22 protein-coding genes and 2 tRNA genes are annotated in these 22,364 nt (G+C 43.0%); 7 read left to right on the forward strand and 17 right to left on the reverse strand.

Features of this window, described 5'->3' with window-relative positions; translation table 11 throughout:
• Window positions 1-28: 28 nt before the first annotated feature.
• From BMW65_RS04675 to BMW65_RS04685, 3 genes are all read right to left on the reverse strand, one after another.
• Complete coding sequence (locus BMW65_RS04675; RefSeq protein WP_090603209.1) at window positions 29-2,299, reverse strand: aconitate hydratase; 2,271 nt, start codon at window positions 2,297-2,299, stop codon at window positions 29-31.
• 179 nt (window positions 2,300-2,478) lie between these two features.
• The gene (gene rpe, locus BMW65_RS04680; protein ID WP_090603211.1) at window positions 2,479-3,159 is read right to left on the reverse strand and encodes a ribulose-phosphate 3-epimerase; all 681 of its coding nucleotides are present in this window, start codon (window positions 3,157-3,159) and stop codon (window positions 2,479-2,481) included.
• 58 nt (window positions 3,160-3,217) lie between these two features.
• Window positions 3,218-3,427 carry a hypothetical protein gene (locus BMW65_RS04685; protein ID WP_143053805.1) on the reverse strand — a complete coding sequence of 70 codons (210 nt, stop codon included), beginning with the start codon at window positions 3,425-3,427 and terminating at the stop codon, window positions 3,218-3,220.
• A gap of 364 nt (window positions 3,428-3,791) precedes the next feature.
• Here BMW65_RS04685 and BMW65_RS04690 point away from each other — a divergent pair, with 364 nt between their 5' ends.
• The gene (locus BMW65_RS04690; RefSeq protein WP_177181043.1) at window positions 3,792-5,864 is read left to right on the forward strand and encodes an HD family phosphohydrolase; all 2,073 of its coding nucleotides are present in this window, start codon (window positions 3,792-3,794) and stop codon (window positions 5,862-5,864) included.
• 82 nt (window positions 5,865-5,946) lie between these two features.
• The gene (locus BMW65_RS04695) at window positions 5,947-7,593 is read left to right on the forward strand and encodes an ArnT family glycosyltransferase (protein WP_090603216.1); all 1,647 of its coding nucleotides are present in this window, start codon (window positions 5,947-5,949) and stop codon (window positions 7,591-7,593) included.
• A 107-nt stretch (window positions 7,594-7,700) separates the two neighbouring features.
• On the opposite strand, the gene BMW65_RS04700 is transcribed toward BMW65_RS04695, so the two are convergent.
• Together BMW65_RS04700 and BMW65_RS04705 are read right to left on the reverse strand one after the other, a co-directional pair.
• Window positions 7,701-7,790: transfer RNA gene (locus BMW65_RS04700), tRNA-Ser, on the reverse strand.
• A 135-nt stretch (window positions 7,791-7,925) separates the two neighbouring features.
• Window positions 7,926-8,306, reverse strand: a complete 381-nt coding sequence (locus tag BMW65_RS04705; protein ID WP_090603218.1) for a DoxX family protein — start codon at window positions 8,304-8,306, stop codon at window positions 7,926-7,928.
• 143 nt (window positions 8,307-8,449) lie between these two features.
• On the opposite strand from BMW65_RS04705, the gene BMW65_RS04710 reads away from it, so the two are divergent.
• Both BMW65_RS04710 and BMW65_RS04715 read left to right on the forward strand, forming a co-directional pair.
• On the forward strand, window positions 8,450-8,830 hold the full coding sequence (locus BMW65_RS04710) for a winged helix-turn-helix transcriptional regulator (RefSeq protein WP_090603219.1): 381 nt from the start codon (window positions 8,450-8,452) through the stop codon (window positions 8,828-8,830).
• Window positions 8,831-8,926: 96 nt separating this feature from the next.
• Window positions 8,927-8,999 (forward strand) — tRNA-Lys (locus tag BMW65_RS04715).
• Here BMW65_RS04715 and BMW65_RS04720 read toward each other — a convergent pair.
• On the reverse strand, window positions 8,965-10,530 hold the full coding sequence (locus BMW65_RS04720) for a recombinase family protein (protein WP_090604227.1): 1,566 nt from the start codon (window positions 10,528-10,530) through the stop codon (window positions 8,965-8,967). The genes BMW65_RS04715 and BMW65_RS04720 overlap by 35 nt on opposite strands.
• Before the next feature lie 26 nt (window positions 10,531-10,556).
• A complete protein-coding gene (locus BMW65_RS24085; protein ID WP_177181002.1) occupies window positions 10,557-10,718 on the reverse strand; it encodes a hypothetical protein in 162 nt (53 codons plus the stop codon).
• A gap of 662 nt (window positions 10,719-11,380) precedes the next feature.
• On the opposite strand from BMW65_RS24085, the gene BMW65_RS04725 reads away from it, so the two are divergent.
• The 3 genes from BMW65_RS04725 (at window position 11,381) to BMW65_RS04735 (ending at window position 15,211) form a co-directional block, all read left to right on the forward strand.
• Window positions 11,381-11,914: an antirestriction protein ArdA gene (locus tag BMW65_RS04725; protein ID WP_177181003.1), complete on the forward strand. Its 534-nt coding sequence runs from the start codon at window positions 11,381-11,383 to the stop codon at window positions 11,912-11,914.
• A gap of 591 nt (window positions 11,915-12,505) precedes the next feature.
• Window positions 12,506-13,939, forward strand: coding sequence for an antiviral reverse transcriptase Drt2 (drt2, locus tag BMW65_RS04730; protein WP_090603223.1), 1,434 nt, complete (start codon window positions 12,506-12,508; stop codon window positions 13,937-13,939).
• Between the two features lie 27 nt (window positions 13,940-13,966).
• Window positions 13,967-15,211, forward strand: a complete 1,245-nt coding sequence (locus BMW65_RS04735) for a Shedu immune nuclease family protein (RefSeq protein WP_090603225.1) — start codon at window positions 13,967-13,969, stop codon at window positions 15,209-15,211.
• A gap of 27 nt (window positions 15,212-15,238) precedes the next feature.
• Here BMW65_RS04735 and BMW65_RS04740 read toward each other — a convergent pair whose 3' ends face one another.
• The 10 genes from BMW65_RS04740 to BMW65_RS04785 all read right to left on the reverse strand — a co-directional run bounded on the left by BMW65_RS04740 (window position 15,239) and on the right by BMW65_RS04785 (window position 22,353).
• Entirely contained in the window at window positions 15,239-15,670 is a 432-nt protein-coding gene (locus BMW65_RS04740; protein ID WP_090603226.1) for a response regulator, read from the reverse strand.
• 333 nt (window positions 15,671-16,003) lie between these two features.
• The gene (locus tag BMW65_RS04745) at window positions 16,004-16,408 is read right to left on the reverse strand and encodes a DUF3872 domain-containing protein (protein WP_394332208.1); all 405 of its coding nucleotides are present in this window, start codon (window positions 16,406-16,408) and stop codon (window positions 16,004-16,006) included.
• Between the two features lie 54 nt (window positions 16,409-16,462).
• Window positions 16,463-17,020 (reverse strand): conjugal transfer protein TraO, encoded by a 558-nt coding sequence (locus BMW65_RS04750; RefSeq protein WP_090603230.1) that lies wholly within the window; start codon window positions 17,018-17,020, stop codon window positions 16,463-16,465.
• Between the two features lie 17 nt (window positions 17,021-17,037).
• Window positions 17,038-17,940: a conjugative transposon protein TraN gene (gene traN / locus BMW65_RS04755; RefSeq protein WP_177181004.1), complete on the reverse strand. Its 903-nt coding sequence runs from the start codon at window positions 17,938-17,940 to the stop codon at window positions 17,038-17,040.
• Window positions 17,941-18,041: 101 nt separating this feature from the next.
• Window positions 18,042-19,367 (reverse strand): conjugative transposon protein TraM, encoded by a 1,326-nt coding sequence (gene traM, locus BMW65_RS04760; RefSeq protein WP_090603232.1) that lies wholly within the window; start codon window positions 19,365-19,367, stop codon window positions 18,042-18,044.
• Window positions 19,354-19,641, reverse strand: a complete 288-nt coding sequence (locus BMW65_RS04765; protein ID WP_090603233.1) for a nitrogen regulatory IIA protein — start codon at window positions 19,639-19,641, stop codon at window positions 19,354-19,356. Before BMW65_RS04765 ends, traM begins: the two co-directional genes overlap by 14 nt.
• A gap of 13 nt (window positions 19,642-19,654) precedes the next feature.
• A complete protein-coding gene (locus BMW65_RS04770; protein WP_090603235.1) occupies window positions 19,655-20,074 on the reverse strand; it encodes a hypothetical protein in 420 nt (139 codons plus the stop codon).
• A gap of 10 nt (window positions 20,075-20,084) precedes the next feature.
• Complete coding sequence (gene traK, locus BMW65_RS04775) at window positions 20,085-20,708, reverse strand: conjugative transposon protein TraK (protein WP_090603237.1); 624 nt, start codon at window positions 20,706-20,708, stop codon at window positions 20,085-20,087.
• Between the two features lie 13 nt (window positions 20,709-20,721).
• On the reverse strand, window positions 20,722-21,717 hold the full coding sequence (traJ, locus tag BMW65_RS04780; RefSeq protein WP_090603238.1) for a conjugative transposon protein TraJ: 996 nt from the start codon (window positions 21,715-21,717) through the stop codon (window positions 20,722-20,724).
• 3 nt (window positions 21,718-21,720) lie between these two features.
• Window positions 21,721-22,353, reverse strand: coding sequence for a DUF4141 domain-containing protein (locus BMW65_RS04785; RefSeq protein WP_090603239.1), 633 nt, complete (start codon window positions 22,351-22,353; stop codon window positions 21,721-21,723).
• Window positions 22,354-22,364: the final 11 nt, after the last annotated feature.

The raw sequence follows: 22,364 nt of genomic DNA on the forward strand, positions 1-22,364 counted from the left end.
ACGTGTAGTTTAGTTAGTAAGTTTTACGCTAAGCAGAAGCTTGGCTTTGACGAATGATATTCAAGGCACCACCAGCCCTGAACCAGCCTATTTGCTGCTCATTATAGCTGTGGTTCACCTGGATTTCGTCTACTGAGCCATCTGCATGATGGATGACCAATGTAAGGGGTTTATTGGGTGCAAACTCCGTAAGCCCTACGATATCAAAGGTGTCATCTTCCAATATTTTGTTATAGTCATCCTTATCGACAAACGTCAATGCCAGCATCCCTTGCTTTTTCAAATTGGTCTCGTGGATACGGGCAAATGACTTGACCAATACCGCACGAACGCCCAGGTGGCGCGGTTCCATCGCCGCATGCTCGCGAGATGATCCCTCGCCATAGTTTTCATCTCCTACAACAATAGAACCTATTCCAGCCGCTTTATAGTCACGTTGTGTAGCGGGTACTGGGCCATACTCGTTGGTCAGCTGGTTTTTCACGGAATCTGTTTGTTCATTGAAGAAATTGACGGCACCGATAAGCAAGTTATTGGAAATATTATCCAAGTGACCACGATATTTCAGCCAAGGCCCCGCCATGGAGATATGGTCGGTCGTACATTTGCCTTTTGCTTTGATGAGCAACTTCAAGCCCGTAACATCGGTTCCCTCCCATGCAGGAAACGGATCAAGCAATTGCAGCCGATCAGAAGTTGGCGACACGGCCACCACGACATTGCTGCCATCCTCCGCCGGTGCTTGATAGCCCGGATCTTCCACATCAAACCCCTTTTGGGGCAATTCATCCCCTGAGGGTGGATCCAATTTTACAGCTTCACCTTTATTGTTGACCAAGGTATCCGTAATTGGGTTGAACGACAAGTCACCCGAAATCGCAATGGCCGCTACGAGCTCCGGAGAAGCCACAAACGCATAGGTATTTGGATTACCGTCCGCCCGTTTCGCGAAATTGCGGTTAAACGAATGGACGATGGTATTTTTTTCGGCTTTCTCAGCACCGACACGTGCCCACATACCGATACAAGGGCCACAAGCGTTGGTGAAAATCGTTGCATCCAAATCCGTGAACGTATCCAGCAAACCATCCCGCTCTGCGGTGTAACGCACCTGTTCAGAACCGGGATTGATACCAAACTCAGCTTTGGTTACCAGTCCTTTTTCTATGGCCTGTTTAGCTACAGATGCTGCACGGGACAAATCCTCGTAGGAAGAGTTGGTACAAGATCCTATCAATCCCCACTCAACCTTCAACGGCCAGCCATTCTTTGCCGCCTCCTCTTTCATTTTAGAAACAGGTGTGGCCAAATCCGGCGTAAAGGGGCCATTCAAGTGTGGCTCAAGCTCGGAAAGATTGATTTCCACGACCTGATCAAAATAGCTTTCAGGATCGGCATACACTTCCGGGTCGGCAGTAAGGTGTTCTTTGACCGCATTTGCAGCATCCGCTACATCGGCACGGTTTGTAGCACGCAGGTAACGCTCCATGGACTCGTCATAACCAAAGGTAGACGTCGTAGCTCCTATCTCTGCTCCCATGTTGCAGATGGTACCTTTGCCGGTACAAGACATCGACTGTGCCCCCTCACCAAAATACTCGACAATACAACCCGTACCACCTTTCACGGTGAGGATACCGGCCACCTTCAGTATCACATCCTTGGGCGCTGTCCATCCATTAAGCTTACCTGTTAGTTTAACACCGATTAATTTCGGAAATTTAAGTTCCCATGGCAGGCCAGCCATCACATCGCAGGCATCAGCCCCTCCGACCCCAATAGCCAACATTCCCAATCCACCCGCATTGACCGTATGCGAATCCGTACCTATCATCATACCACCGGGGAATGCATAATTTTCCAGCACCACCTGATGGATAATACCTGCGCCAGGCTTCCAGAAGCCGATACCATATTTATTGGATACAGATGCCAGGAAATCAAACACTTCTTTACTTTCAGTAGTCGCCACTGCTAAGTCCTTTTCCGCCCCTTCTTTTGCCCGGATAAGGTGGTCACAATGCACTGTCGATGGGACAGCCACCCGCGATCTGCCCGCCTGCATAAATTGCAATAACGCCATCTGAGCGGTAGCATCCTGCATCGCCACGCGGTCGGGCGCAAAATCCACATAAGAAGCACCACGTTCATACCCCTGCGTTGCGTTGCCATCCCACAAATGCGTGTATAAGATCTTCTCAGTAAGCGTCAAAGGCCGGTTTACCACCTTACGGGCAGCGGCAATCCGCTCCCCATATTGGGCGTAGACCTTTTTAATCATATCGATATCAAATGCCATCTATTAAGTAATTAGTGATGATAAAGAAAAGAAATAAAACAACGATCGATAACGTATCGTTGATATTTAAATTGTTGCGAATTTACGAAAAAAACAGGTCACAATGAGCTTTGGTAATCCGCTCCTTTAATTTGGAAATATTCTAAACAATGTAAACCTTATCAATTCATGGGAATCGATTACATCGAAATTAAATCCGGTGTTATGCGTTTAAGTTCGGCAATGGCATGTACAGGATTTTTAGCCGCAAATATAAAATTACCGGCCACCAGCACGTCCGCACCTGCTTTTAACAAGGCCAGTGCGTTATGATTGCTTATCCCGCCGTCAATTTCGATGAGCAAACCATCATTCCTTCCTGCGGCCAAGTCCCTCAATTCCCGTATTTTCCGGTAAGTAGTTTCAATGAATTTTTGCCCTCCAAAGCCGGGGTTGACCGACATGATGAGCACAACGTCTACATCTTCAACGATCTCATGAAGCAGGGCAACTGGTGTGCTTGGATTGATGGCCACGCCAGCGGTACATCCCAACTCTTTAATGGCATGCACGGTACGGTTAAGATGTGTACAGGCTTCCAAATGCACAGTGATGTTATCTGCCCCGGCCGCTTTGAATTGCTTGATGTATTTATCCGGATCGGTAATCATTAAATGTACGTCCAGTGGCTTCCTCGCATAATGTGCTATTGAAGCCAACACCGGAAATCCGAATGAAATGTTGGGCACAAAAACCCCATCCATGATATCAATATGGAACCAATCAGCTTCGCTTTGATTGACCATTGCAATATCGTCATACAAATGTGCGAAATCTGCGGATAGCACGGAAGGAGCGACAAGATGTTTACGCTTGGACATGACTTTTTTTGGCAAAGATAATGAATTGCTATTATTGTCAGCCAAAGCAAAGCCGATATTACTTGTCGGCTAAAAAGTCAAAACGTTCGCCCAGCTCAGCTGGGTATTTATTGACTAAGTCCTCATCATTTACAAGCCCCTTTTCATAATGCAAGCCACCACTGAGCAACCTATTCAGCAGTTTACGCACCAACGGATATTCAAATTCGGATTTATCCAGGGTGATGAGGTACGCATTGTCCGTGATTTCAATACTAGATTTTGTCATGATACGACTTTTTGTTTTCATTCGTAACTAATTACTTTTCAATAACCTCCTGCCTGCGGCAGGAAACCTGTGTTTTCATCGTCTTTTGTCAAAGTCACTGACATGACAGGTTTCATGGGCAAAAGTTACAACGCAAATGATAAGCTATCATTAATCATGATTTATCATACTGTTAAAAACTGGATGGCCAAGCATGGTATGAAAGGTTTTGTTACATTTGCCGCGGTTAGGTACACCATTCCTTCCGTATAACGGATTTTTTTAATAAATTTGGGTAAAAATATACGGCGACGTGGCACGGTTAAAAATCAAATATCAAGCAGTCAATAGTGGCGGACGCTATGCCTATTTCCTCAAATACGGGATGATACTGTCCAGTATTATCTTGATTACCATATTTTTGCCCAAACAACCCCGCTTCAGGTATGAATTTGAGAAGGGTAAGGTCTGGATGCATGAAGATCTGATCTCGCCTTATAACTTTGCCGTTTTGAAAACCCAGGCAGAGCTCGAAAAAGAACGGGAAGGTGTATTGAAATCGGTCTATCCCATCTACGACCACAATACGCAGGTTGGTGAGCAGCAACTCACGCAATATGAAGCGGATTTGCCGGAAAAATGGCAAGCCGCAGGGCTAGACACGTTGAACGAACAGCTATCCACATACGAGCAGGTTGGCAAACAGTTACTGGCGGAGATTTACAAGCGAGGCGTTATCGCGTTGAATAATAAATTCCAAGGCGATCGTACCCAGTATAACTTCACATTGCTGACCGACCATATAGCCAAACAAATGAATACTGCGGCTGTATTTACTACAGAGACAGCTCTGGAGTACATCACCAAGGCCGCCAGCAACCGATCTGCCATCAAGCAAAAGGAATGGTTTATTGACGCTATAGGCAGCTATATTTCCGTGAATTACGTGTTTAATGAGTCACTTACTGCAAGACTGGAAGAGGATGCCTTGGCTAGCATTTCTACCACCAGAGGCATGGTGCAACGGGGTGAGCTTATTGTGGCAAACGGCACTACCGTAAACAATGAAATTTATCAAAAAATCGAATCCTTACGGAAAGCCTATGAAGAAGAAGCCCGCATCGGCGGCAATAGCACGTTGGTGACGCTGGGCCAATTTTTCATTGTTGCGTTGGTGGTTTCGTTGCTTTTTGTGTTCGTTTACCTCTTCCGCAAAGACATCTATCACAACAACCGATTAATATCCCTCATTCTTATTGTCATTACCGGCATGCTGCTTGTACTGTCTTGGGCCATTAAAATCAAGCTTCCGAGCCTCTATTACATCCCATATTGCATTGTGCCGGTGATTATACGGATTCTTTTCGACACGCGTCTGGCCTTAAATATCCACCTGCTGATGGTTTTGTTGGCTGCTTTCTTTGTGCCAAACAGTTTTGAATTTGTCTTCCTGCAATTCTCAACGGGGATGGTGGCCATATACAGCATCAAGACCCTCGTAAAGCGGGAGCAATTCCTGATTTCGTCGGCCGTCATTTTGGGCACTTATTTAGTAGCTTATATCGGGATGGGACTCATGCGCGATGGTTCATTGACCAACCTCTATTGGTCGGATATCGCACCTTTCGTGTTCAGCGTGTTGCTTACTTTGCTGGCCTATCCGTTAATTTATGCCTTTGAGCGCTTATTTGGCATCATCTCAGACGTCACATTAATGGAGCTCACCAACAGCAACTCCAAGTTGCTCCGCGAGTTGTCTTATAAAGCTCCCGGCACGTTTCAGCACTCCATGCAAGTAGCCAATCTTGCGGAGGCAGCCATCTATAAGATCGGCGGCAACACGCTATTGGTAAGGGCCGGCGCGCTGTACCACGACATCGGCAAGATGTCGAACCCACAATATTTTATTGAAAACCAAACCAAAGGATATAATCCCCACGATGGTCTTTCTTTCGAACAAAGCGCTCAAATCATCATTTCGCACGTAGTCAAGGGCGTAGAGCTTGCAAGAAAGAACCAATTACCCGAAGTCATCATTGACTTTATCCGTACTCACCATGGCACCACGAGGGTGGATTATTTTTATCAATCTTATATCAAATCCTTCCCGGAAAAGTTTGTGGATGAAGATGTATTTCATTATCCCGGCCCTATCCCCTTCTCGCGCGAAACGGCAGTATTAATGATGGCCGATTCGGTAGAAGCCGCATCGAGAAGTCTAAAAGAACCGAGTGCGCAAAGCTTGAATGACCTGGTCGACAAAATTATCGAGTCCAAGCTAAGCCAAAAGCAATTGATAAACAGCAACATCACCTTGAAGGACATTACCATGGTCAGTGAAATATTCAAAGACATGCTGAAAAGCATTTACCATGTGCGCATTGACTACGATACCAGCGGCAAAAAAAGTAATACCATGCAAAAGGTGGATATCGAAACACCCCAGCATACCGACTGATTGTTTCCACTTCTTTTTCTTAATTGAAAAATAGCATTACCATAATGGTATGATAGTATCCAATACTTAAAATTGGCCTATCATGCGTTCGCCATCCATTAAACAAAAAACCAGCTGGCTATTTACTTCCGTTTTGACGCCTTTAAACACCTTCACGCCCCAACTCATCTTCATATCTGCCGCATTGTTGCTCTTACTCGGTTTGGGGGCGGCACCTGTTTACATCCTTGACGAAGCAAAAAACGCCCAAACCGCACGGGAAATGCTGGAGCAAAAAGAATGGATTGTTCCCACTTTCAATGGGACATTAAGGTCGCATAAACCGCCATTGCATTACTATTTCATGCAGCTATCTTATACCTTTTTTGGCGTCAATGCATTTGGAGCACGTTTTTTTTCGGCAATCATGGGATGGCTTACCGTGTGGATAACGTGGTATTTTGTAAAAAAATTCATTGGAAAACAAGAAGCATCCTGGGCGGCCGTCACGTTACTGTTATCAACACATTTTTTGTTTGAATTCCGGCTCGCAGTTCCAGATCCATACCTTATTTTCTTCGTTACCGCCGGCACGCTTTGTTTCCACGCTTACGTCATGGAAAATCGGATGAAGTGGCTGATGTTGTCTGCTATCGCCATCGCACTGGCTATACTGGCCAAAGGCCCTGTAGCGCTGGCCTTGCCCGGACTATCTGTGATTTGCTGGACGCTAATGACCAAAAGATTTCCCGCGTTGCTTTCATTTCGGATGATTCTTTATTTTTTAACGATCCTGGCCGTTGCAGCCCCTTGGTATGTTGCCGTACACATTGCTACTGATGGGGCATTCTCCCGGGAGTTCTTTTTCACACACAATGTTGGAAGGTTTAAAAAACCGATGGAAGACCATGGCGGCAATATAGCACTGATACCTGTAATTGTTTTTACTGGTTTGTTGCCCTTGTCAGTCTTCGCCGTGAATATTTTCAAATCCAAGTCTCATTTTCAAGGTAATGCATTGTGGCAATTGTCGTTGTACGTAGCCGTCATTACCATCCTGTTTTTCAGTATTTCGGGAACCAAGCTTCCCAACTATCCCATGTCTTGTTATCCATTTGTGGCCATACTGGTAGGCTGTTGTTTGGCACGTCTGACGGCATATCACCCTGCTGGGGGCAGGGACGCGCTGTGGGTACTGCTCTTCCTCTCCTGCGGCTTATTTGTCGGAGGATTCGTTGCGCTATCCTTCGAAAAGGCACTCAAAAACATGATGATGTGGCCATTGATTTTCCTAATCCCCATCATCGCCACGGCAATCGCCTTGCGCCAGCAGCGCAAAAAGGGAATAGGGCCTGCGCTTGTAGTCATTAGCGGCGGATATGCACTATTTAATCTCGTTGCGCTGTCATTGGCTTATCCCGCGCTTTACCAGCAGAATCCGGTGGCAAAAACAGTCCATCTTTTTCAACCGGGGGAACAGGTTTATGCCTATAAACGCTATAATTCAGCTTATAACTTCTATTTGGATAACCCCATTATTGTGTTAAGTGATAAAAAATCATTACAGGAACTGTTAGCAAGGTCTCCAAATGCCAAAATCATTTCAAGGGAAAATGAGCTGGCTGGACTTGCTGGCATCCCCATTAAAGTAATCGCCTCGGAAAACGATCTTTTTGAAACGCCCACCACCGTTATCTTTTGTGCCAAGATTCCTTCTGGTTATGAAGCATCCATTTTCAAGGCCGAATAGGATTACCTCGCTTCGCTCATCTTTTTTCCGTTATAGCGGTTTTGGTTGAGCGAGCTCACAAAAGCGCTATAACAGAAAAACCCGACTACGTCGGGCTTTAGTTGCGTTGGCGGTGAGGGCGGGATTCGAACCCGCGGTACCGTTTCCAGTACGACAGTTTAGCAAACTGTTCCTTTCGGCCACTCAGGCACCTCACCGTTTTTGCGAGTGCAAACGTACTACAAAAAATCGAATTTGAAAAACTTGTTCACGAAAAAATAAGGTAAAAGAAGCTAATTTTCCAACGGACAACTTCTCGCGTTCAACGACCATACAAAAGGTATCTTGTACTGCTAAGCACCAACGCTACTTTTCGCAAACTTTTGCTTTCTCAAATACACATACGACACCAGTAATACAATAAAAGCCACCACAGGGCCGATTACTACAGAAGTCGGATCACCGCTGGCTACGTGCGCAATAAATGCCGAAATAAAGGTAATGCCAAAACCTACGTAGGTCCATTCTTTCAACCAGATGGGCACAAAGGGCAATAAGAGGAACAATACGCCGATAATTTTGGCTACGCCCAACTGTATTCTAAAATAACTTGGAAAACCCAAATGAGTAAAACCCTGGCTTACATTCGGGTCAGTGAAATAAGCATACCCCGAAAATAACATCATTAATGATATTAATCCCGTAGCTATCCAATAAATTACGTTCTGTTTCATGTTCTATATTTTTTAATAATAACCGCTGCAAAATTATGATATATTAACTATATATCATATATTACTATACTAATGTATAGTATGTATTAATAATATAAAAAAAGGCGTACCTTTGTGAGAAGGTGTGTTCACCTCGTTTTATCATGGAAGAATTACACAAATTAGATCACTCGGAATGCCAAAATCGTATTCGGCCAGTAAAGGACGCCTTAGCATTTCTAAGCGGTAAATGGAAGCTTCCGATCATTCTTTCCCTTTGGCTTGGCAATAAGCGATTTTCGGAGATATCCAAAGAAGTAAATGGTATCACTGATCGCATGTTATCCAAAGAACTGCGGGATTTAGAAATAAACGGTCTTGTAAAACGTATTATCCACGACTCTTATCCGGTAGTCGTAGAATACATCCTTACCGATTATGGTAAAACCTTAAAGCCCATCATCGATGCTTTAGGCGCATGGGGGGCAACACACCGCCATCGTCTGGCAAACGGATGGAAGCAGGATTCCAGTGATGAAAAATAATCTCCTGTAAAACAATTCTTCCAAGTGTGGGATCGGATTTTTTTTTCACAGAACATTGCCAACTGGAAGGAAAAATGTACTTTTGCCAAGAATTTTGACTCCGTAGCTCAGCTGGTAGAGCAAATGACTCTTAATCATTGGGTCCTGAGTTCGAATCTCAGCGGGGTCACCTCTTGGGACAAGTCTAAAAAAGAAAGACTTGTCCCATTTTTTTGGCCTTGTAACTTGTTGTTATTCTGATAGATAAGAGCAATCGCAGAATTTAGTCTCGGAGTTCGATGTCTTGTTCCGTCAAATTCCAAAAATTCGGGGAACATCGAACTCACTATAAGCCTTTTTTCCTCAATATCGCCGTTTTCATAGCGTCTATCAATGTTTGCGACCTTTTTTAAGGTAGAAGCTACCAAATCTTTAATTTCCGTTCCTACTACTGCCAAGTCGTTTAATCTTCTTTCCAAAACCTCAATCTTCCCTTTGGTCAATTTCTTTACTTCTTGGAAATCATCGTCTGCCATTTCCCCATCGGCATTCTTTAATAGTGCATTTTGATAGCGTTTATTCAACGCATCAATCTCACCTATGATATTTGTGCGTTCGGTGTTTTGGGCTTTGGTTTTGTTATTAAAGTCTTTTATAAAGGCTTCAATAAAAACATCAACCATACCCTCTTTTGGCGACATATACCGCAGTTGTTTTAAGAAAGCCTCGTTAGCCGTGTCTGCTTTGAACCGTGTTCCGCAGGGGGAACTACAATGATAGTAATAATAGTAGTTTCCCATCTTTCCCTTTGAAGCACTTCCAGTCAGCATACGCTCGCATTTAGGACATTTGAGAAAGCCTCTTAGCGGTAAATTGTCCATAGCCACGATTTTAGGCTTTACAATCCTCTTTCTCCCATCGAGAATATCCTGTACATCGGCAAACGTCTTTTCGCTGATTATTGGCTCATGCTGCCCTTTGACAAAATATCCCTTTTCCTCTTTATAGGGAGGAATGAATATTTTACCACAGTACAAGGGATTTCGGACAGCTACCCAAAAATTATTTTTGCTAAACCGACCTTTTCCTTCGGCTTTCTCCCGAACCATTTTCCAAATCTGTTCTGTATTGAAATTATTGGAAACGATTTGTTCAAACGCCCATTTCAAAAGGGGTGCTTCAAACTCGTGGGGTGCAATGTATTTCTTTTTGCCTTCTGTTATCTTGTTCGCATACCCCAATGGAGCAGTTCCCATATACCGCCCTTCTTTTTTCGCCCTGCGCATTCCGTGAAAAACATTTAATGCACGCCTGTCGTTTTCAACTTCCGGCGATGCAAGATAGAATGCAAGCATGATTTTATTTTCGGGAATGGTAAGGTCTAAGGGCTGTTCTATTGCCACAGGCTCAACACCGTGCGACCGTAACTGGTTAATCATTTGATAGGCATCCCCTGCGTTCCTACTGAACCTATCCCATTTAGTAAATAATATTATTGACCCCGATTTGTTATTCTTTGATTTACGTAGGTTGGATAAATACTTCTGCCACTCTGGGCGTTTGAAAGATTTTGCCGAATGGTCTTCTATGTAAACATCCCTTACCGGAATGCCTTTTATCTCACAATATCTTCTTAATCGGTCTTCTTGGTCACGTTGCGAATATCCCTTGTCCGCTTGCTCATCTGTCGATACACGTATGTATAAATCTGCCTTTCTCATCACAACAATTTTCCTTGTTCATTGGGTTAAAGTTTTCCTCTTAGATACTGGTTAACGGCAATGTGAGCTATTTTCTTGACAAACTCCAAAATGGCTTCTGCTTCCTCTAAATCGACCTCCGTTCCTTTCTTTTTCAAGATTTGTACAACTCTTTCGGGAGTTAAATCGTTCGCTTTTTCTTTCTCCATCTTCAACTCTATTTTGCTTGTTAACCAAGCGGAATAATCCGCATCACAAACAAACTTATAGAGATGATGGAATGAATATCGGGTTATGTCTTTTGACTGAATTACTTGGCTTAGAATGGCTCAATGCATTAATATAGCCGAAGCACATTTACGGTATTCGCTCCGCTACTGACCGCAAAAGAGCTTACGGCTATGATTGGGAACAGGAGATTGAAGATGTCGTTCCACAGATTAGGCTGTTGCACTCCATACTTCAATCACCTGTTGTCATAATGATTGGCTTTAAATTCTTATTGCACCATTTACCAACGCTATCCTCATTATTTCCACAGTTGCTTTTATCTAAAAAGCGAGTATGCCTGTTATTCACGTTTCATGGAGCAAAGGTATTTCCGTGTTCTTAACGGAGGCAAAAGGTCAAGACAAGTTTGGAAAAAAATCTCCAGCCCGTTGGGTGTATTTTTTATCCAAAACCTTGTGCCTACTAAACACTAACCTTTTATGCTCCCGAAACGAAACACAGTATACTCCAGCTCTTTACACGAATAAAAAAAATGTCAAGCATGAGGAAAATAAGCATTAGAAATGGTATTGAAACAAAACAACAGCACCTCCTCTCATTGCCGAATAAATCAAAAAAAACAATTCAAAACAGTAAAGAAATGACACATCAAATAAACACATCAGAAGCAAGCGTATATGTTGGCACATACGCAAAATATAATGACGGTTCAATCTTCGGAAAGTGGCTAAAACTATCCGATTATGCGGACAAGGAAGAATTTTACACGGCTTGCAGGGAGCTGCACGATGACGAGGAAGACCCCGAATTTATGTTTCAAGATTATGAGAACATTCCGAACGGCTTAATCGATGAATGTTGGATAAGTGATAAAATATTTGAGGTTTTGGAAGCTTTGGAAGACATGGACGAAACCCGAAAAGAGGCATTTCTAATATGGTGCGACAACGGACATCGTAAGCTATCCGAGGGGGATATAAACGACCTAATAAGCGACTTTGACAATGACTATATAGGCGAATACGAGGACGAGGAAGATTTTGCCTTTGAACAGGTGGAGCAAATGGATTTACCCGAATTTGCAAAAACGTACTTCGATTATGAGGCTTATGCCCGTGACCTGTTTTGCGGTGATTATTGGAGCGAGGACGGTCATGTATTCTATAATTCGTAGATACAATTTTCGGGAACGGTGAGCCGTTCCCATCTTTATTAAATTTGCTCGGGCAAAAAAGACAGATCCTCCCCAGGTCGGAACAGTCTTTTTGCGAAAAATGGCACAATCACTATAAAATACGACTGTTTCACTATTTCTTAGATTGTATTTTTAAGATTAGTTGAGGAAGTATTTATACAGACTATAAGTCAGATAGTAGATGATATTGTCACAAATCCATGACAGAAAACGATATCAAACAGACAAAATGTCCGAAAAATCAGCACGGAATAAAATTTGATATTAACTAAATGCCGAACTTACTGAAAAGTAGAGTAAGGGAAGAATGTTAATATTTGGCGTTATTACTGCAAAGATAGTTATTTCTGCCCACACTTCCAAACCGTTAGGGAGTAAGCTGTATAACACTTGCTTGATAATAATAGTCATTACTGTTACATTCATATTGTTCACAAACGAGGGTTTGCCATCAGCAGTGATGGTTGAATGGTTGGGGGTAACTCTAACTTCGCTTGTCCGAAAGGCTTGCACGAATTGCCACCTTTGAATAACCTCGGTTCAGGCAATTCGTAATGAAATTATTTGAGAATGGCTTATGAGAAATATTGGAGTTCATTTATAAATAAAGAACTTACATTTTATGATACTGCAAATAGAAAATACCTAAAAAAAGGGTATTTACATTTTGACAATCGCATTTGGTTTCCTGAATTTCAGATAAAATTTAAAAGGTTTATAACTAACCCCAATAGTGTTGCATCTCACTCTTTCTTTCCATTCTTGAAAGTCATTCTCGAAATTAAAAGACGAAAGGGTTACAATCAAAGAAAAAATAAAAGACAGATTAGGATTAAGGAAAGACCTATCTGCTACGCCGCTCACTTTGATGCATTGATTTACTCGTTCTATTCAACATATTTATCAGAAAAATATGAAGAATTTGTTACAGAGAGCAGTATTGGCGAATCAGTATTGGCTTATCGTTCTCTTGAATCATGTAATATTGATTTTGCAAAAGAAGTTTTTGATTATATCAAATCAAAGGGTAAATGTGTAGCAGTAGCTTTAGATATTAAGGGCTTTTTTGACAATTTAAATCACGACACTTTAAAAGCGAATTGGCTAAAAGTTATTAACACCAATGAAAATGAGACTTTTGACAAGCTACCTAAAGACCAATTCAAGCTGTTTAATTCGTTGACGAAATTTGCTTTTATCGAAAAGAAGAATCTGCTCAGTGTATTAGAATTAAAAGAAAAAGATATTCAAAAGAATAGGTTAACAAGGTTTTGCGACATTCAGCATTTCAGAAATAAAGTAAAGTTAGCATCTACCTCTCCCCTCCAAGTAAATACTGAAAAAGGAATTCCCCAAGGTTCGCCAATGAGCGCTGTCCTATCAAATGTCTATATGATAGAGTATGACAAATCAATTATGTCTTTAAAAAAGGATTATGACTTTATCTACCGTAGATATTGTGATGATATCGTTATTGTATGTGATATTAACGACTTACAATTTTTAAAAAACAAACTATACCAAGAAATTGAAAAGCTCGATTTAGAAATTCAGCCTGAAAAAGAGGAAATAGTTTATTTCATTAGCGACCCCAAGAAAGGTTTAAGAGGATATGATGATTATAACGGAAAAAACTTTAAAAATTTGCAGTATTTAGGCTTTGAATTTAATGGACAAAATTCATATATACGTTCCTCAAGCCTTTCAAGATTTCACAGAAGAATGAAAGCGGGCGTAAGAGAAACGATTAAGCGTGCGTACGGCAAAAACGCAAAAGGAAAGGCACTTCTAAAGAAAAAGCTATATAATAGGTTCACACATTTGGGAGGACAGAACTTCTTAACCTATGCTTATCGTGCATCCCAGATAATGGATGATTCTGAAACTATTAAGAAGCAGGTGTCCAAGCATTTTGACCACCTAAACGCAAATATTGAGGAAAAAACGGAAAAACATTTAAAAAAGCTAAAGCGAAAAGGCAAAATAATGAATAAGAAAAAATAAAAACTACCCTAACCCTAAACTAATCAGATGAAAGGAATTAAACTTATACAAGAAAAAAAACTGGCAACCAAAACTACCTTCGTTGTAGAATTTGAGAGAACCAAAACCAATTTTATAGGCAAGGAAGTATTTAATAACGGCACAACTAAGTATTATCCTTTCTACGAGAAAGATGGGAAAATTGAAAAGAAATACAAATCTATCCATTGTATAACAATCGATAAGGGTGTACTCTTAAAATCAGGTGTTTCTTTTACTGAAAGTAAGGGCTTTGGTTTCACCAACCCCAAAGGAGTTTCTAATTTGTTTTATTATTTTCAAGACAAGTTTCCTAACGTAAATGAGTTAGTGATATCAAAAACAGCTACCTCAAAAATTGATGGCAATAAGTTTATTTTGAATTTTGATGATTTCGTACGATTAGAGGAACAGACAGGTAATTTTGTTGAGAACAAAAAAAATGAGAGCCAGAATCTATATCAGTTGATACTGCACAAAGTGATTCCTTCGGAAATTGACCCTCCAAACAAACCGGAATATGTCAAAGGTTCTCTAAAACTATTTATTGAACAATACAACAATGTTAACTTTTCAGATGAAGAAACTAAAGATTTAACCAATCTTTTGATTAACTCTGGTCTGCCACAGGAAACGCTGATTTCGGCAAAAACAGACATCGACATTATTTACATTGAAGATATTATTGAAGAATATAAAGGAATCTTAAAACAAACAACCGATACCTCGTCATTAGAGGAACGTTGGCATCAGTTTTTCAAAAAGCACACTTGGATATTTTCTCAAATATTTTCCTTTCCTGCGGTCTTTCTTGATGATAAAGTAAATGTTGGCGGACATAATATAGGTGGAAGTAAAGACAAAATTGTAGATTTTCTATACAGAAATAAGATTAATAAAAACATAGCTTTTATTGAAATAAAAACTCATTTGACACCAATAGTATCAAATTCTGAATATCGAAACGACTTATACCCCATCAGTAATCAACTAACTGGCGCAATAGTTCAGGTGCTTGACCAAAAGAACAATCTGTTGAAGAATTACCACTCTATAGTCGGAACTGAAGCAGAATCATTGAACTCGGTTTGTGTCGTTGTTGCTGGAGATACCTCCAAATTTGGAAAGAAAGGTCAAGATGCCTCCTTTGAATTATTCAGGTGGAGTAACAAAGATGTGTTGATTATTCCTTTTAACGAACTTCTCGATAAAATAGTAAATCTGCTTGACCTGTTTAAAAAGAAAACGGTATAAGAGATTGTGAAACCTATGAGATTATAATTACTTTTTAAAATATTCCGATGCTATTCCGCTAATCCCAACACTGAAATATTTTCTGTTTTCGCTCAATACCTTAACGGCGGTTAGCATTTCATCGGGGTCAGCGTATTTCAGTATATAGCCCGATACGCCTATTTTCAGCATATCCGTTACGCTCTCCGTGTCATCTTCCGTACTTGAAATTAGGACTTTCAAATCGGGATGCTTTTCGAGTATAAGTTTAGCCGTAGTAAAGTCATCCTCAATGAGACAGACATCCGGCAACTTGCCACCCTCTTTTATTTTTTGTAGGGCATCCTGCCCATACCCCGATTGGAACAATACCGTATAGCCTGAATTTTCAAGTTGCTTTACAGACATATCCCGAAGCTTTGGGTTGTCATCTATGACCGCTACATAGACATTGTTTTTGTTGTCTTTTCCAGTATTCATAATATCTGTTTTTAAAGTAGCGACCTGCAATAAAAAAAGCGCAGGCAACTACACTTACCGATACTAAGGCACTGGTACGCCGAACCCCGAATAAGCGAGCGCCCACGCCATAACGTGAGCGTCCTTACTTATTGTCTCGGGGTTTAAAAATTACCAGTTTTTAGTATCGAGACTTAAAGCAAAAACACTTTAAGTATTTTAATATTTTCTATTAGCAAAGATAACGAAGCGATTTATTATACACAATATTATAATCCTACCCTTTAAGTACAAAACATCTTATGTATTAAGCCCATTAAAAATCCCGCCACATCGGGCAGGATTTTTCTGTCTTTAATTACGGCTGTTAAACTGGAAACTTATTTGCTTCTCATTCCCGAAGTTGTCCGAAATCCAAATATCAAACGACTGTGATACGGTGGACTGCGAGGTGTAATACAGCCTAAATTGTGTCTGTGGCAACACGTACACGTCATTGGGCATATACGGCGGTTCACTGTAATAGCGCAATACTCCCTGTCCGTCAAATTGGAAATAGCGGATAAAGTATTTCGCATCATTAAAATTGCCCGACCGTTGAACGGTAATCCGTATTTCAACGGTCTGCCCGTTCGTTACCTCTTTGGGTACAGGCATCACCTGTACCTCAAAAGGGTAATTCTGCCTGATGTCGAGTTCGTCTTTTTCGCACGAGGTCAGCACCACGGCGCAGACCAACATCGCCAAGAGCATAAACATCGCCTGTACATTTAGCCCGTATTTTCTGATTAATGTTTTCATCCCAAATCAATTTTAAAAGTTAAACCTTAGTCCAATCCCTGCCGATGGACGGAACTGTTTCAAATCCGTACCCCAAAGCACTTTGGTACGCCCTTGCAGAAGCAAGACAAAGCGGTCGGACAGGTACGTTTCGAGCGTGAGCCGTCCGCCTGTGCCATAAACGAAATTGTCTTTGTCGAGGATGGTCGAACCGTCCGGTAGCATGGCTTCGCTCCGGTTGATGGTTTCGTAACCTGCCACGGCTGTAAGCCCTGCATTCAGCGTAACGGTCTTTCTTGCATCCCCCAATTGCTGAAGACTGTAACCCACCTCGCCCGTATAGGTTTCGAGCGGTATCTGTACATCCCTGTAACCGAAAAATTGATGGGTGTACTCCGCACCCCATATCCAGTAATTGCCGTTCTTTCCGTTCACGGTCAATGTCAAATTCAGATAGTAATTGTCGCTTATTTCTCTGGACAGCATACCTGCGTTTATTTCCAATCCCTTTTGTTTGGGGAGCATCCGCTGTGCCTGTACCGCCGTCATGCTTAGCATGGCAAGCACCACGGCAAAAATGTATCGTATCATTGTTCGTTCTTTTTGGGTTAATTAATCTTTAGGTGCATATCGCTTATCAGCTTGGCGTGTACGAGGTCTGAATTTTCCACCTGCAATACCTGTTGTCTGCCCCCGTTCTTTTCAAAAATTTCGATAATCAGAACCTCGTCATCCGTAACGGTAAACTGGTCAAGCAGGAACACGTTTTGGTCGGTGGTATTGCCTGTTATTTCGCCGAGCGTTTTGTACGTACGCAATGGGTTCATTGCCTTTTCCTGCACCACGGTACGCTTGGCGACTTTCTTGTCCACGACCTTGAAATTCACAAAATCAATGTTGAACGGCACATTGCTTTTGTTGCGCAGTTCCGTATGGAAATAGAATTTTCCGTAATGGACGTAGATACCTTTTAGCAGGAACTGAATGCCGTAGCTTTTTGCCCCGATGTGCTTTACAATCCTTTTATTCTTTTTGTAAATCGTTTCCATGAGCAAGCCAGCCAGTGACGGCGAATTACCCCCCAATTCCTCAAACAGAACATCGTTGCCGTTTTCCCTGTCGGATGCTTTTTGCATGGTCAGCAAATCATAATTCAGTGTTGCAGGATAAGGACTGTAAAAGACATTGAAATTGTAAAACCGACCATCGTCCGTGATGACCGAAAAATTGGTTTCCTCGTCAAAATCCCTTACGCTTGCCTTAATACGCAGTACGTTTTCCGCATCTTCGGCTTTGCCTGCGATAAGGTATTCACTGCCCAAATCCACATAGCGGATTGCCGAGGGGAATATGAGGTGCGAGGTCTTGCTGTACGTCACCTGCATTTCGTAAGGCTCAACCTTGCCCATGCTCAATTTTGTTGTACTGGATGCCATTTGCTGTGCATTCGCACCTTTGATAAAGACCGTTAAACAGACCATTGCCATGAGGCTTTTAAATATTGCGTTCATATCGTTATTGTTTATTTTTTAATGGAGATATGGAATGTCCATGTGTGTTTGTTTTTTTAGAAACATGAACATTTCATTTTCTTTCTGATTTTAGTTAAACATTAATTTTTTGAAACGAGGAATAGCTGATGACCGGCTTTGACGGTTACTTTCGGTGGCCTCAATTTCTTGGAGAAGTAACCCGATACGCCCTGTACCACACCACGGGAAAGGTCGCCTGCCATCTGTTGCCCTGCCGAACGTGTCATCATGATACTTGTTCCCCCCGTTTGGCTCATGTTGGAGGCTATCTCGGTAAGGGCATTCATTTCGGGAGAGTAAGGCACATATAGCCCTTGTTGTCCGTCCACGTCATACACGGTTATATCGACCGGAATAATGTTGCCCTCAAATTCGATGGATGTTACCTTTAACTGCAACCTGCCACTTTGAAACTTGGCATTAGCCGTCAGTACCGTTCCTGCCGGAATGGAACGGACGGGAGTTTGCGCCGTTTCCAACAGTCGCAACCGTACACCGCTTTCGCCCGTCACGGTCTGCGTTTCCTGCACCACAGCCCTAATGCTGTTTTTCGGTTGTATGACCTGTTCCGAAACGCCTGCCGTATAAAAGCCACGGTTTCGGGTTTCGTTCCAGTTTGCCAAAAATGCACTGTCGGTCGGCTCACGGTACAATGCGGACACCGTATTTTTCCTTACGGGTGTGAATGCCACGAAATGCTCTTTTTGCGAGGCACTCTTTGCTGAAACCGTTGTGTCCGCATTGCCCGTCTGTGCCGGATTTGACGGCAGGTAACGGGATGCCATTTCGTATGACTTTTCCATCAAAGCCAGTTGATCTTCTACGGTTGTTACAGGCGGTACGTCCTTTTCCGCCAGTTGCTCTTTCAGTTCCTCAACCTGTCTGCGGAGTTCCTGCGTTTCGTAATCGTTGTTGTCGTAGAACGAGGTCAGCGTACTTTGCGCACTTCGGTAACTGTTCAGAGCAGGGTTGCTGTTCCTGCGTGTACCACCGCCGTAAGCGTAGCCGTCTTCGTTGCCCTCATCCGGTTGCTCCGCTTCCGGATCGGCGGTACTGTCCTCGCTCCAATAGTCGGACAGTGACAGGAGTGCATTCCGCTTTTCCTGCATTTTCTGTTCGAGCATTTCCTGTTCATAAGCCTTTTGCTTATCGGATTGAAGCCCTGCATCGGTAGCCTGTGGTACGGCATCGTTCAGACCAATATCCTCAACCGTTTTCTTATCGGAGGATGGTTTGAAGATGAGGTACATACAGCCGAGGAACACCACGCCCATGAGGGCAAAAATGATGGGCTTTTTCAGCTTTTCGGCTTTGTTCTGCGCACCGTCCTGCGGTGCATCCATTCCGTTTTTTGGGTCGTCATCTTCGACCAAAAAACTTACCCTTTTGTTTTCACTGTCTTTCATACATTTTGCGTTTTAAGATTGTGTTAATACTGTCCTGCGGAGAAACCGAGGATTTGTTTTGCCCGTTAATCGGGTTTTCGATATGCTCTATCGTGATGGTATTATCGGAATGTGCTACATCGTAGCACACTTTCAACAGTACGGCAACGGACAATAGCGCATAGCCCAAAAAGAGCAGTAGCGTATAGCGGTGCTGTTTTTTAACGGGCATCGCTCGCCACTGTCCATCGAGCCTGTCAAACCAATTATTGATTGTTGTTCTTAGATTTTTCATGCCTTGACCATGTTTAGTGCTTGAAACGCCTGTTTTGGGAAGTAGCCTTTTGTGCAGGTACATCGCTGACCATAGCGATTGCTTCCTTTGCTTTGGGAGCGGTCACGACCGACAGGTCGGTCAGTTCCGATTGTTTCAGCACTTGCCCGTAACGGTCTTTTTTCGCAACTTCCATGCTGTTAAGGAAGAATTTGCCGTTTAGGTACTTCACCCTCATAAGGCATTCTACCCTGGGCAGGTCTTCGCCTGCCCATTGCAGAAAGCAGGTCAGCAACAACTCCTGTTTAACCACACCTTTGGGGCTGTTGGCGAGATATTCGCTGATGCTTGCTTTCAGTTTTCCGGCATACGCACCCTGCGTATGGAAATAGCCGTCATACCCTTTTGCGGTAAGGATTTTGGCGAACGTGTTTAAATCTGATATTGCTTCCATAATCTTGGCTTTAACGGTCTACGACTTCTATATCCCTGTTTTCCAACACGGCAAACTTTTCGATATTGAAGCCCTGTGGGTTGTTGTCAGACTTGACCGAGTTCAACAATAGGCATGAAGTGACCAAATTCCGTTTGGTCACGTTGCTTGGACGGATGATATACTGTTTCGCATACGTCCTAACGGCATAGGGATAAGTGTCGAAGTTGCATACCACGCTGTCCACCTCGATACGCTGTTGCACGTTGCCCGAAATGATACGGTTGTAGTACCCTTTTTCCGAGAGGTCTTTGTAATAATCAAAAGCAGATTTGTCGGCAAGGTTAAAAGCCCTTTTCATGTTGCTTTCGATAGCGTTCTTATCGGGTGCGAGCGTAAAGAACAGTTCATGGAAACGCTTAACGTGTTCTCTTGCCTCAACAGGTCTGTTGATGCTTGCATCCTGTGAAAGTGCCAACATCAAGGATTTGCCTTTGTCCATTACATATATTTTTTGGCGTTGTGCCTCGGCAAACTGGTAGGACTGCCATACGGCATAACCTACCACAGCGATGCAGAGTACGGCAAATACAATGGCGTACAGCCGTATTTGCCTAAAGCTGTTTTCGATATTTCTTAGTGTCTTAAATTCCATTGCTTCTTGATTTTTATTTGTTCATTAACCTGCCACCGATATTGCCTGCAACTGCACCCGTTCCTGCTCCGGCGATGTTTCCGGTTTTCGATGCCGTAGAGTTTACGTTGCGCATGAAGTTCCCTGCGCCCCCTGCCTGTATCACCCAACCTGCCACCGTTGGAACGGTGAAGTAGCCCACGATGCCAATTATCATGAAGATGATATACACGGTGTTGGATGTGTCGGGGATGTAGGTCGGGTCGGCAAGCATATCAATATCCCGTTCGATGATGAGGGATTGTATCTTGGCGAGCATGGAGCTGAACATATCGGCGATGGGCAACCACAGGTACACGCTGATATATCGGGTCAGCCATTGCGTAAGTGTGGATTGAAAACCATCCCATACACTTATCGCAAAGGCTATCGGCCCGAGTATGGACAGCACGATAAGAAAGAATGTCCGTATGGTGTCTATGACCAAAGCGGATGCTTGGAAAAGGACTTCCAGTAGTTCCCGAAACCAGTCACGGATGCTTTTCTTTAAATCGTACATTCCACGCTCCATGTACATACCGGATATGGCAACCAAATCGGACGGCGACCATCCCAATTCGTCCAGTTTCTTATCAAATTCCTCATCGCTTACGAGATAAGCGGTTTCGGGATTGCGGAGCATCGCCTCTCTCTCTAAAAGGTCTTTTTGTTCCTGCAATTTATTGAGGTCAAGCACTTGGTTTTCGAGCATGGCGTTTGTGCCTTTTACGACCGGACTTAATACCGCATTGATAGTTCCTAATACGATGGTCGGGAAGAACATAATGCAAAGCCCGATGGCGAACGGTCGCAGGAGCGGAAACACGTCTATCGGTTCTGCACGGCTCAATGCCTGCCACACTTTCAGTGCCACGTAGAACAGTGCGCCCAATCCGGCGATGCCCTTAGCCACTGTCGCCATATCGGCGGACAGTGGGAGCATCTCATCGTAAAGCGAGCGCAGGAGTTCGTGAAGATTGTTCCATTCCATAGCTTACCAGTATTTTTGTTCAGCAGTTCCGTACAGTTCAAGCACCCTTTGGGTGTTGTTCTGTTTTTTTGCCCTCAAAATGCTTACGGAAATATTCTTGTTGGTGAAATACCTTACAAGACTGTGGTAATCCTTGACCTCTTTGTAAACCCTGTCTATGATGTCCATACGTTCCTTGTCATTTAGGGAAAGTCCGGTCGAGCTTACAATCTGTTTCAGTTCTTTGAGCAGTTCCGTACTTTCGTTTAGGAGCGTGGAATATCCGTTGGCGATTGCCGTCAGTTCCTGCTCACTGAAATTCGGGTCGTTCATCATTTTGCCGAAATTGTTCACGTACATTTCGGACACATCGCCCACGAGCAACACGGTCTGTTGCACCTTACGGGCATCTTTCACCAAGTTGTTTACGGCTTTCAATTTGTCGTAGTATTCCTTGCCCTGTTCATACACTTTTTTTACCTCGTTGAAATTCTTTACCACGTTTGAAACGGTGGAAGAAGTCTGTATGATTTCATTTGCACTGTTGATGATACCCGATGCAAGGTTTGCAGGGTCTGTAACAACAAATTGTGCTTTTGCGGACGGTGCAACGGCAAGCATAAATGCCGTACACACCAGTAACATTGTTTTCTTCATTGTCTCTGATT

The sequence above is a fragment of the Parapedobacter koreensis genome (genome assembly GCF_900109365.1).
Taxonomy (GTDB): Bacteria; Bacteroidota; Bacteroidia; order Sphingobacteriales; family Sphingobacteriaceae; genus Parapedobacter; species Parapedobacter koreensis.